The organism is Streptomyces sp. C (genome assembly GCF_000158895.1).
GTDB lineage: Bacteria > Actinomycetota > Actinomycetes > Streptomycetales > Streptomycetaceae > Streptomyces > Streptomyces racemochromogenes.
Map to the genome: position 1 here is coordinate 6,512,278 of NZ_GG657750.1, position 11,598 is coordinate 6,523,875.

The window sequence follows — 11,598 nt, forward strand, 5'->3', positions numbered from 1 at the left end:
TGACGACGCCCTCGATGGAGTGCAGGACGGTGGCGGTGATCTTGGAGTTGTTCATGATCACGGTGACGCCGCGCGCCAGCATGATGACCAGGGCCGGGGAGATGAAGTCGGCGGCGCCCCGGACGACCGTGGAGCTGAGCTTCGCCTCGCCCATCCGCGCCACCAGCCCCACGAGCACTGCGGCGCACAGGAACAGCGCGGACAGCTGGGGGAAGGACCAGTCCAGCTCCCAGCCGTAGGGGGTGGCGTCGGCCTTCCCGGTGAGGGCGCTCGACCAGGGCACCACCGAGAAGATCATGAAGGCGAAGACCAGGACGAGCAGCACCAGGACCGCCTTGTGCAGCCGCGTCAGCTCCGGCTCCACATCGGCGTCGGCGGCCGCCTTCCGCGTCAGGTCGCCCGGCAGGAAGCCGCACAGGGACCTCTCCGGGTCCCGCTGGACGCGCCGCGCGTAGCGGACGACGTACAGGACGGTGACGGCGGTCAGCACCACCCACATGGCGCCGCGCAGCAGGATGCCGTCGCCGAGGGAGATGCCCGCGGCCGAGGAAGCCACGCCCGTGGCGAAGGGGTTCACGGTGGAGCACAGCACGCCGATGCCCGCGCCCAGGATGGACGCCCCGACCGCGACGAGCCGGTCGTAGCCCAGCGCCAGCATCATCGGCACCAGCAGGCCGTAGAAGCCGAGGGTCTCCTCCGCGAAGCCCTCGACGGTGCCGAGGACCGAGAAGACCACCATCACCGCGGTGATCAGCAGGGCCCCGCGGTCGCGGAGCCGGTGCGCGAGGAGGGCGATGCCCCGGTCCAGGGCCCCGGTGGCGAAGACGACGGTGATGAACGCGCCGATGGCGAGGACGAAGAGGAAGACGCCCGCGCTGCCGTACAGGGCGCCGGTGAACCCCGGGCCCACCTCGCCGGTGGCGGTGTCCTGGATGCCGTAGAGGCCGTTGACCGGGGCGAGGAAGAGGTCGTCCAGCCGGTCGGTGAGGCTCCGGTCGCCCTCGACGCGGTGGTAGGTGCCGGCGACGGGCGCGCCGTTCTCCCCGCGGTCGTAAAGCCCGGCGGGGACGAGGAAGGCCAGCAGCCAGACGGCGACCGTGACCAGGGCCAGGACGGTCAGCGCGCTGGGGAAGCGGAGCCCCTTGGCGGGGGCGGCCGGCTCCGGTTCCGGTTCAGGCCCGGGTTCCGGCCCCGGTTGCGGCTGCGGCTTCGGTTCCGGCCGTGGCGCCGGTTCCGGCCGGGGCCTCGCGGAAGGGGGCCGATCGTCTGCTGTCACGCGCCACCGTCCCTCTGCCGCTCGTTGCTCCGATCATCGGCCGGGCGGGCGACGGGCGGCGTGGTGTGCTGGGCCGCGCGGGTGAGGGCCAAGCCCGCCGGTCCGGCCCGGAGGTCCCGCGCACGGGGCGAAGTGAGGCGTCGCACAAGGATCTTGACCTGTCCGGCGCGTGTCCGAAGGCGGGCCTTGATCGTTTCTTCAGCCGTAACCCTCATGTCGGCTGCCGGATCGGGAGGACCGCGGTGACGGCTTGGCAGTACTTCGCCGGGGCGGGGCTGGTGGCCGCGCTCTGCCCGCTGCACGGCCATGTGGCGGTCGCGGGCGACGGCCACGGCCACGGGGCCCGGGTCGACGTGTGCGTGCCCGGCGGGCCGCCGAAGCCGCCCGCGGTACGGCCGCCCGCCATGCCGCCCCCGCCCGTGGCGCGGCCGGGGACCCCGTCGGCGCGGCCGCCCGTACGGGTGACGGTGCCCGGCGCCGTCCGGCCCACGGTGCGCCACCCCGGCGACGCGCCGGGGCTGGCGGAGCGGCCCGCGCCCGGGGCGGCGGTGCCCGGCGGGCCGGCGCAGCCGCCGCAGGCTCCGCCGGCGGCGGACCCGCAGCCGGGGCCGGCCCCGGCCGATGCCACCGCCCCGCCCGGGGCCGCAGCCGCCGCCGAACGGGTGAGCAGGTTCCACGTGCGCCCGTACCACTCGGCGGCCCTGGCGCGGCGCGGCCCGGACGGACTGAGCACCATGATGCTGATGGTGGTCATGACCACCCCGGCCGTGCTGGCCGCCGCCGCGCTGCGCCCCCGCTCCAAGAGCCGGAGCTGACGTCCCCGGCGCCCCCCCCCACGCATCCCCGCGTCCCCGCATCCCCGCGTCCCCGCATCCACGCACACGCATCCACGCACCCACGAACGGGAGATCCCTCGTGTCCGAATGGCTGGTCCTGGCCATCGCCATGGCGCTCGTCTGCGCCCTCGTCCTCGCCATGACCGTGGTCCGGCACCGCCGGGTCGCGGACGACGAGGACACCAGCGAAACCCCCGACGTCATCGAGTACATGACGATGATGGTCGGCGTGGTCTACGCGATCGTCCTGGGCCTGGCCATCGCCGGCGTCTGGGAGGCGCGCGGTGCGGCCGAGGACAGCGTCCGCCGTGAGGCCCAGTCGCTGTACGAGGTCACCCAGCGGGCCGACGTCTACCCCGGGCCCGTCCGCGACCGGATCCGCGGCGAGGTGGACGCGTACGTCGCCCACACCGTCAGCGTGGACTGGCCGCGGCTGGTCTCCGGCCAGGACGCCTCCGCCGAGGGGGCGCAGCTGCTCGGCAGGCTGCGCACCGACGTCACCCACCAGAGCCCCGCCAACGAGCTCCAGGCGCAGGCCTACCAACCGCTGCTCGACCACATCGCGGCCGCGGACGACGCCCGGCACTCGCGCACGCAGAGCGACGAGTCCACCCTGCCGAGCGTGGTCTGGTTCGGGCTGGTCGTCGGCGGCCTCGTCACCATCGGGCTGATCTTCACCCTGCAGATCCGGCGCTCGGGGCGCGAGCTGCTGCTGGCCGGGCTGTTCAGCGCGCTGATCGTGTTCCTGCTGTTCATGGTGTGGAGCTTCGACGCCCCCTACGGGCGGGACGGGACCGACTCCGCAGGCCCCTTCCAGGACCTGTTCCCGGCCCTGTCGGTGACGGCCTCCCGCTGACGCCTGCTGAGCGCCTGCTGAGCCCCGCGCCGGGGCCCCCGCTGAGCGTCCGCGCCGGGCCCCGTGCGGCGGCGCTCAGCTCCCCGCCGGGGCCTCCTGCCGCCGTACGGCGGCCACGAGCGGCGAGTGCCGCAGGGCGTGCGAGATCCGGACGAGGTCGCGCGGCCCGTCGGCCAGCAGCGCCACCCGCTCCTCGTCGCCGCTCCCGGCCCCCTCCGGGGCCGCGGTGGTGGCCCGTACGGCGGCCACCACCATCGCCGCGTCCGCCACGGCGCGGGCCGTCTCCTCGTCCGCCCCGGCCGCCCGCGCCCCTTCGTAGGCGGTGTCGCGGTGGTGCCGGTCGAAGGCCGGGCCCAGGCGCAGGAAGCCGTCGTGGATGTCGGACTCCCGCTGGATCACCCGGATCGAGGCCGGGGACCACCAGGACATCCGTACGCAGGGCGTGCCGCGGGGCGCGGTGCTCTGCACCTCGTGCCACAGCGCGCCGAGGTGGCGGTAGGTGCTCCAGGTGCGCCAGCTGTCCGACACGCGCTGGCACACCAGCGGCAGGACGAAGCCCACGGAGCTGACGAGGGCGGCGAAGGCGGCCAGCGGCGGGGCGAGGTAGGTGCTGAGGTAGTCCAGGTCGTGGCCCAGCCAGCGGGCGGCGACGGCGGACATCTTGGACGCGTCGTAGGCGAGGCTGATGGTGTACCCGGCGACGATGATCACCAGTCCGGCCCGGAGCCAGCCGCCGACCCGCAGGGACCAGCGCCAGCACATCGACACCATCATCAGCACGGCGGCGTTGTGCGCCAGCAGGTAGGCCGTGATCATCAGCCGGATGTAGGGCGTGTTCGCGTAGTAGGTGTCGAAGTCCCGCAGCCGCTCGACGGGGGCGTCACCGAGGGCGAAGAGGACGACGATGGCCGCGATGACCACGGAGTAGCCCGCGATCCAGCGCTGCGAGGTGCGCCGGATCTCCTCCGCCGGGCCGCCGCGCCAGTTGAACATCAGGACGAGGCAGGAGGCGCTGAAGGCGGTCATCAGGCAGTAGACGAGCGGGGCGGAGACGTTGGGGACGCCGGTCCAGCGGTTGACGGCGGCGATGGTGGGCGGGGCGGCGAAGGTGAAGACCGAGCCGCCGAGGAGGAGCAGGACGAAAACGGACCGCAGGAGCGGATCGCGCCCGTTGGCGCGCAGCGCCGGCAGCTTGCACACGAGGGCCACTGCCATCGCGGCAGCCGGGATGTAGTAGTCCGGTCCGCTCAACGGTCGTTCCTGCGCCCCCGGTAGCCGAGCGAGGTCTCGATCCGGCCGGCCAGTTCGTCCCGCTGGGCCGGTGGCCGGTGGCCCGCAGAACCGGCCAGCCAGGTGCGGCAGCGGCTGCCCAGCAGGAGGCCGAAGCTCTCGGCCTCCGTCTCCTCCTGGACGTCGGCCCGGGTGCGGGCGGCGACGCTGCGGACGGTCTCGCCGAGGTCGGCGGCGTCGGTCAGCAGGCGGGCGGCCACGGCGGCCCCGTCGACGTGGTGGCTGCAGTGGCCGGCCTTCATGTGCCACAGCTCGTGGCCGAGGATCACGAGCTGGTGGTCGGGCGCGGTGCGCTCTTCGATGACCACCAGGTCCCGGTCCGCCATGTCGAGCCAGAGGCCGCTCGCGGTCCCCTGCGGGAACGCGGCCATCCGGAACTCCACCGGGCGGCCGCGGTGTCTGCTCATGCCCTCGCAGAGGGCGGCGTAGAGGTCCAGTGGTTCCACGGGGGCGGCCAGCTTGATGCCGGACACCAGCTCCGCGCACAACCGCCGCTGCGCTCTGCCTATGCTCACCGTTCTCCCCGTCGGCGCGGATCCGGATCAGGACTCAAGGATCAGATCCAGACTTTCGACTGGGTCATGATTCGTTCGGTTTGACGCTTTCGAGAAGCATGTCCAGCCATTCGGTCACCTTGTCCCGGTGCTTGTCGCTGGGCAGTTGGGCGGCGCGCCAGGCGATGCCCCGTACGCCGTGGTTCTGCAGGAGTCTTGCCAGCGGATCGCCCGCCGAAGCCGCCTCCGCCGGTACGGTCTGCCGCTCGCGCCCGGCGAAGTCCTGGAGCAGCTGCTGCTCGGTGCGCTGGAGGGCGTCCGTGAGGGCGTCGGCGTCATGGGCGGTGAGGAAGCCCGCGTGTACGCCGAAGAACCGCTGGATGGCGTCGCAGTGCTCCATCGTGGGCCGCCGGTCGCCGTTGATGAGGGCGCCGGCCTGCTGCCGGGACATGCCGGCGCCGTCGGCGATCTCCTGCTGCGTGTAGCGGCGCCCGTTGGGTTTGACCCGGGTCCGCCGGAGCAGGTCGAGGCGCTGGAGGAAACGCGCCTGGAGATCGGGCTCGCCCGCCCGCCGGCCTTCGAGCAGGGTCCTGATCACGTCGGTGGGAACCCCGGAGGCCTCGGAGAGCCGGCGGAGGTCGAAGACCTGGTTCGGGTCGCGGCCCATTTTGTTCGCCAGTTCGGCGACCCGCGTGACGGTTGCTGCCAGGGGCGCGTTGGCCACCGCGACGGGAGCCGGGAAGCCGTCTGTCACCAGTGGTTCTCCTAGATCGCGCGAGGTCAGTGGGCACGTGGTCGGCCTAGAGGAATCTATCCGGTTTGTTTTGGGAGAGCCAGAACTTGCCACAGCTGTGGCGGGAATGAGCTGTCGCTCGGCTGGAATTGCCACAATAGTTGACACTCGAATGAAGTCGGTAGCAGGATCGCCACACGGAAATGAAGATCCAGACCGTTGAGGAGGGGGAGCTCTCGGTGCCACATCTCGCAGCGGTGGGCCCGTCTGATGGCCTCGTCCGAGCCGGTGAGGAGCGCCTGGCGGGCGAAGAGCCCCGCGGCGCAGTGCGAACGGAGCGGCGCAAGGAGATTTTGCGCCAGCGCCGAGAAGAACTGGGCCTGAGTCAGGAGGACGTCGCGTCGCGGTTGCGCATCAGCGTGCGCGCGTACGGAAACTGGGAACGCGGACTCGTCAAGGAGTGGACGGACCGCAAACTCCTCGCCCTGGCCGAGGCCTTGGAGATGAGCGAGCGGCAGTGCTTCTGGCTGTTCCGGGTCATGGTCGACCGGGACCCGCCGCCCACCTGGCGCGCGGCCGAGGAGAACCGGCTGCCCCAGGACCCGGCCCAGCGCGACTACCTGGTCGACTACGCGGCCCTCATGGAGGCCGTGCCCTACCCGAGCTTCCTGGTGGACCACCGCTGGGACGTGGCCCTCACCAACTCGGCCTTCGACCGGCTGTTCCAGTCGGTCCGCCCCCACCCGACGGCCCTGCCGGACGACAACTTCCTGCGCTTCGTGCTGTTCCACCCGGACGCCGCGGCCGTGCTGGAGGACCACGAACCGGCCTGGTGCGTGCCGCTGCTGGCCCGGTTCGCGACCGCCCTGGCCGAGGCCCCTGAGGACGAGGGGCTGCGGAGCATCCGTCAGGAGGTGGCCCGGGACCCGTTCATGGAGGCCGCCTACCGCTACGGCGTCCCGCACTGGCTGACCACCCACGGGGAGGACGCCGCCGAACTCGACGGCGCGGTGCGGACGGTGCGCCACCCCGACCCCGGCTGGGGTCTGGTGCGGTGCCGGATGGTGGCGGAATCCAGCCGAATGCTGGAGGGCATGGGCCTCACCCGGATCACCCTCGTGCTCTCGGCCCCGCAGGGCCTGCCGGCCGGTCCGGTGCGCGGCGGAGGGGGCTTCCCGCAGCAGCAGGGCGCCCGTCTGCGGGCCGTGCCGCCGCTGGGGGAGTGACGCCGCAGGGGAGACTGGTCCCCTGAAGCACGCGCCACGGCCCGTGCCGGGGCGGGGTCGGTGGCACGGTGCCATACCGACTGCCTGGTTCGGTGCCTGCGGATGCCACGATCCGCGACACCGCGCGAATGCCACGGACCGTGGCACTCCGGCGGTGCCGCCGGAGCCGTGGCTTCGCCCGTGCCCGGGGCAGCCCCGGGCCGTGGCCGCGGCCACGACGGCGGAAGGGCGGAAATGGGCATGCGCTTGACCATCCTCGGCGGGGGCGGATTCCGCGTCCCGCTCGTCTACGGGGCCCTGCTGGCGGACCGCGCCGAGGGCAGGGTGTCCCATGTGACCCTCTACGACGAGGATCCCGCCCGGCTCACCGCCATGGCCCGGGTCCTCGCCGACCAGGCCGCGGCCTCCGGGGCGGCGGACGCCCCGGCCGTCACCGCCACCGGGGACCTGGACGAGGCCCTGCGCGGAGCTGACTTCGTCTTCTCCGCCATCCGCGTCGGCGGCCTGGAGGGCCGCGCCGCCGACGAGCGGATCGCGCTGGCCGAGGGAGTGCTGGGCCAGGAGACGGTGGGCGCCGGCGGGATCGCGTACGGCCTGCGGACGGTGCCCGTGGCCCGGGAGATCGCGCGCAGGATCGCCCGCGGCGCCCCGGACGCGTGGGTGATCAACTTCACCAACCCCGCCGGGGTGGTCACGGAGGCCATGGCCGAGGAACTGGGCGACCGGGTCATCGGCATCTGCGACTCGCCCGTCGGGCTCGGCCGCCGGATCGCCCGGCTGCTCGGCGCCCGGCCCGGTGAGGCCTGGATCGACTACGTCGGCCTCAACCACCTCGGCTGGGTGCGCGGCCTGCGGATCGGCGGGCGCGACGAACTCCCCCGGCTGCTGGCCGACCCCGAGGCCCTGGAGTCCTTCGAGGAGGGGCGCCTCTTCGGCGCCGACTGGCTGCGCTCGCTCGGCGCGATCCCCAACGAGTACCTGCACTACTACTACTTCAACCGTGACACGGTACGCGCCTACCAGGAGGCGAAGCAGACCCGCGGCGCCTTCCTGCGCGACCAGCAGCGCGGCTTCTACGCCGAGGCCGGCAGGCCGGGTCAGCCCGCCGGGGCGGCCCTGGCGGCCTGGGACCGGACCCGGGCCGAGCGCGAGGCCACGTACATGGCGGAGAACCGCGAGGTGGCCGGCGTGGGAGAGCGCGAGGAGAGCGACCTGGAGTCCGGCGGCTACGAGAAGGTCGCCCTCGCCCTGATGCGGGCCATCGCCCGCGACGAGCGGGCCACGCTGATCCTCAACGTCCGCAACGGCGCCACCCTGTCCGTGCTGGACCCCGAGGCGGTCATCGAGGTGCCCTGCCTGGTCGACGCGAACGGCGCCCACCCGGTGTCGGTGGCACCGCTGCCGCTGCACGCGGTGGGTCTGGTCACCTCGGTCAAGGCGGCCGAGCGGGCGGTGCTGGCCGCCGCCGCGAGCGGCTCCCGCGCCGACGCGGTGAAGGCCTTCGCGCTGCACCCGCTGGTGGACTCCGTGGCGGTGGCCCGGCGGCTGCTGGACGGGTACGCGGCGGAACACCCGGGCCTGGCGTACCTGCGCTGACGCCCGCGCCGGAGCCGGGTGCGGGGTTTCACCCGTACGGAGGCTTGCGGCATGCGGTGCCGTGGGGGCGCTGTGAGAGTGCGAGATGTGACCACTGCCCGCGCCGTCGCCGCGGCGCCCCCCGTGCTGGACCGGCGGCGGCGCAACGTCGTCTTCGGCACGATCATGCTGGGCGTGCTGCTGGCCGCGCTCGACCAGACGATCGTGGGCACGGCCCTGCCCACCATCGTCGCCGACCTCGGCGGCGCGGCCCACATGGCCTGGGTGGTGACCGCGTACCTCCTGGCGGAGACCGTCGCGACCGTCCTGGTCGGCAAGTTCGGCGACCTCTTCGGCCGGAAGATCATCTTTCAGATCTCCGCCGTCGTCTTCATCACCGGATCGTTCCTGTGCGGCCTCGCCGGCAACATGACCCTGCTCATCCTGTGGCGGGGCCTCCAGGGCATCGGCGCCGGCGGCCTGATGGTCACCTCCATGGCGCTGATCGCCGACGTCGTCCCGCTGCGCGAACGCGGCAAGTACCAGGGCGCCATCGGCGCCGTCTTCGGTGTCGCCACCGTCATCGGACCGCTGCTGGGCGGCCTGTTCACCGACCACCTCAGCTGGCGCTGGGCCTTCTACGTCAACGTCCCCGTCGCGGTCGTCGTCGTCGCGGCCGCCGCCCGCACCATCCCCTCGGTACGCGCCGTCGGCCGGCCCGTCATCGACTACCTGGGCATCGCCCTCGTCGCCGCGGGAGCGAGCGCCCTGATCCTGGCCACCAGCTGGGGCGGCAACGAGTACGCCTGGAGCTCGCCGGTGATCATCGGCCTGTTCGCGGGCGGCGCGCTGGCCCTCGCCCTGTTCTGCCTGGCCGAGACCCGGGCGGCCGAACCGATGCTGCCGATGCGGCTCTTCCGCAACCCCGTCTTCACGGTCTGCTCCGTCCTCAGCTTCGTCGTCGGCTTCGCCATGCTCGGCGCGATGACCTTCCTGCCGACCTACCTCCAGTACGTGGACGGGGACTCCGCCACCCTGTCCGGCGTACGGACCCTGCCGCTGGTCATCGGCCTGCTCATCGCGTCCGTCTTCAGCGGCAACGCCACCTCCAAGACCGGCCGGTACCGGATCTACCCCATCGTCGGCTGCGCGGTGATGGGCGCCGGGCTCTACCTGCTGTCGCTGATGGGGCCCGGCACCGGCGCCTGGCTGGAGTCCGCGTACATGTTCGTGCTCGGCGCCGGCATCGGCCTGTGCATGCAGGTGCTGACCATCGCCGTGCAGAACACCGTGGACTACGCCGACCTCGGCACGGCGACCTCCGGGGTCACCTTCTTCCGTACGCTCGGCAGCTCCTTCGGGACCGCCGTCTTCGGCACGCTCTACGCCAACAGCCTGGAGCCCGAACTGGAGGCCGGGGTCGCCGAGGCCGCCCGCGCCACCGGCACCGACCCGGCCCGCATCGGGGCCGCCGCGCAGAGCCCGCAGGGGGTGCACGGGCTCGACCCGGCCGCGTCGGGCCCGGTCATCGACGCGTACGCCGACGCCCTGCACACCGTGTTCCTGTGGACGGTACCGGTGGCCGCCGTGGGCTTCGTCGTCGCCCTGTTCCTCAAGCAGGTCCGGCTGCGCGACAGCGCCCGGGCGGGCTCGACCGACATCGGCGACGGCTTCGCCTCCCCGGCCACGGCCTCGGGGGACTCGGCCAAGCTGCTGGAGCTGGCGGTCGGCAAGCTCGTGCGGAACATGGGGCCCGACACGGCCCGGGCCATCGTCAACGCCTCCGACACGCGCCTGGACATGGCGGGGGCGTGGGCGGTGATGCAGGTGGACCTGATGACCCGGACCGTGGGGCACGCCGGCCTGGGGCTGATCGCCTCACGGCTGTCGCTGCCGCCGGAGGTGCTGCTGCCGGTGTTCGACCGGATGGTGGAGGAGGGGTTCCTGACGCGGCAGAACGGCTTCTTCGCCCACACCCGGGCGGGCGAGCGCGAGGCCGCCGTGATCTCCCGGGCCTGGGCGGACTGGCTGGGCGACAGGCTGGAGCAGGACCGCGGCCGCCCGCGCAGCGAGGAACTGCGGGCGGCGGCGGACGCGATCGCCAAGCGGCTGCTGGCCGAGGACCTGGGCGAGGGCAACTTCGCGCCCCGGCGCACCGCCTAGAAGGCCGTGCTGCCGGTTCCGGTGGGGTAGTCGTGCGAGGGGGCGGGCGGCAGGGTCCGGAGGCCGGGGCGCCAGACGCGCAGGACGGCCGCCGACGGAGGGTAGAGGGCGCCGGGGATCTCCTCCGGGGCGAACCACTGCCAGCGGGTGATCTTGTGCGGCTCGGTGACGGCCGGGACGCCCGCGGCCGAACGGGTGAGGGCGGCCACCGTCAGGCGGGTCGGCGGCGCGGGGTCCGCGGACAGCTGGACGGCGAGCAGCTCCACGTCCCCGGGGTCGGCCCGCAGGGAGGTCTCCTCCGCCAGCTCGCGGGCGGCGGTCTCCTCGAAGCGCTCCCCGGGGTCCACCTTGCCGCCGGGCAGCTCCCAGTTCCCGTCGTGGGCCTGCCCGAGCAGGACCCGGCCGTCGGGGCCGACGACGATCAGCCCGACGCCGACGGTCGCGTGGATCCCGGCGACGGCGCGGGCGGGCGGGGAGCCTTCGGGGCGGGATCCGGCGGCGCCGGGGGCGTTCTCGTGTTCGCTGGCCATGGGGTCATCTTCGCCGGTGGGGCGGCGCGTCTACCCGCCGGACCCCTCGGACGGGTGTACGAAAAAAAAATAGGGGCCCGCACGCGCAGGCTCTGGGCGGTCAGATCGTCGTACGGGACGCCGGTTCGGGGGTAGCCATGGCACATCTGCTGGTCATCGGCGGAGGGATCGCCGGGCTCGCGACCGCCCTCCTCGCGGCCCGCCGGGGGCATACCGCCGAGGTCTTCGAACGCGACACCCGCGCCCCGGGCACCGCCCTCGACCGGGACTTCTTCGGCTGGCGCCGCTCGGGCGTACCGCAGGCGGCGCAGCCGCACGTCCTGCTCGGCGCCGCCCGCCGGCTGCTGCGCGCCGAACTGCCCGACGTGCACGCCGAGCTGCTCCGGCTGGGCGCCCGCGAACGGCACGAGCTGGACTGGTTCGAGGTGCGGCCGCCCGCGCGGCCGGGGGACGAGGACCTGGTGATGATCCAGGCCCGCCGGATCGTGCTGGAGAGCGCGCTGGCCACCGCCGTGCGGGCGGAGCCGGGCGTGGTGGTGCGGTACGGGGAGCCCGTCGTCGGCCTGACGCGGGATGAGGGGCCGGTGGGGGCTGCGGGGGATGCGGGGGATGCGCGGGA

Annotated in this window: 11 protein-coding genes; 6 read left to right on the forward strand and 5 right to left on the reverse strand. The window is 73.6% G+C overall.

Features of this window, described 5'->3' with window-relative positions; all coding sequences use genetic code 11:
- Positions 1-1,120, reverse strand: a 1,120-nt coding sequence (locus SSNG_RS29230) for a YfcC family protein (protein ID WP_063749974.1), incomplete at its 3' end; no start/stop codon positions are given.
- Positions 1,121-1,518: 398 nt separating this feature from the next.
- Here SSNG_RS29230 and SSNG_RS44990 point away from each other — a divergent pair.
- Complete coding sequence (locus SSNG_RS44990) at positions 1,519-2,091, forward strand: hypothetical protein (RefSeq protein ID WP_042802204.1); 573 nt, start codon at positions 1,519-1,521, stop codon at positions 2,089-2,091.
- A 100-nt stretch (positions 2,092-2,191) separates the two neighbouring features.
- A complete protein-coding gene (locus SSNG_RS29240) occupies positions 2,192-2,968 on the forward strand; it encodes a DUF4239 domain-containing protein (protein WP_042802206.1) in 777 nt (258 codons plus the stop codon).
- Between the two features lie 75 nt (positions 2,969-3,043).
- Here SSNG_RS29240 and SSNG_RS29245 read toward each other — a convergent pair whose 3' ends face one another.
- The 3 genes from SSNG_RS29245 to SSNG_RS29255 form a co-directional block, all read right to left on the reverse strand.
- Positions 3,044-4,219 (reverse strand): MAB_1171c family putative transporter, encoded by a 1,176-nt coding sequence (locus SSNG_RS29245; RefSeq protein ID WP_007267541.1) that lies wholly within the window; start codon positions 4,217-4,219, stop codon positions 3,044-3,046.
- Positions 4,216-4,773, reverse strand: coding sequence for a hypothetical protein (locus SSNG_RS29250; RefSeq protein ID WP_063749922.1), 558 nt, complete (start codon positions 4,771-4,773; stop codon positions 4,216-4,218). Before SSNG_RS29250 ends, SSNG_RS29245 begins: the two co-directional genes overlap by 4 nt.
- 64 nt (positions 4,774-4,837) lie before the next feature.
- A complete protein-coding gene (locus SSNG_RS29255; RefSeq protein ID WP_007267543.1) occupies positions 4,838-5,506 on the reverse strand; it encodes a helix-turn-helix transcriptional regulator in 669 nt (222 codons plus the stop codon).
- A gap of 332 nt (positions 5,507-5,838) precedes the next feature.
- Between SSNG_RS29255 and SSNG_RS29260 the strand changes: the two genes are divergently transcribed.
- The 3 genes from SSNG_RS29260 to SSNG_RS29270 all read left to right on the forward strand — a co-directional run bounded on the left by SSNG_RS29260 (position 5,839) and on the right by SSNG_RS29270 (position 10,449).
- On the forward strand, positions 5,839-6,711 hold the full coding sequence (locus SSNG_RS29260; protein WP_007267544.1) for a helix-turn-helix domain-containing protein: 873 nt from the start codon (positions 5,839-5,841) through the stop codon (positions 6,709-6,711).
- Between the two features lie 240 nt (positions 6,712-6,951).
- Entirely contained in the window at positions 6,952-8,307 is a 1,356-nt protein-coding gene (locus SSNG_RS29265; protein WP_042804316.1) for a 6-phospho-beta-glucosidase, read from the forward strand.
- 51 nt (positions 8,308-8,358) lie between these two features.
- Complete coding sequence (locus SSNG_RS29270) at positions 8,359-10,449, forward strand: DHA2 family efflux MFS transporter permease subunit (RefSeq protein ID WP_007267546.1); 2,091 nt, start codon at positions 8,359-8,361, stop codon at positions 10,447-10,449.
- On the opposite strand, the gene SSNG_RS29275 is transcribed toward SSNG_RS29270, so the two are convergent.
- The gene (locus tag SSNG_RS29275; RefSeq protein ID WP_007267547.1) at positions 10,446-10,979 is read right to left on the reverse strand and encodes an NUDIX domain-containing protein; all 534 of its coding nucleotides are present in this window, start codon (positions 10,977-10,979) and stop codon (positions 10,446-10,448) included. The genes SSNG_RS29270 and SSNG_RS29275 overlap by 4 nt on opposite strands.
- Before the next feature lie 137 nt (positions 10,980-11,116).
- On the opposite strand from SSNG_RS29275, the gene SSNG_RS29280 reads away from it, so the two are divergent.
- Positions 11,117-11,598, forward strand: a 482-nt coding sequence (locus SSNG_RS29280) for an FAD-dependent oxidoreductase (RefSeq protein ID WP_042802208.1), incomplete at its 3' end; no start/stop codon positions are given.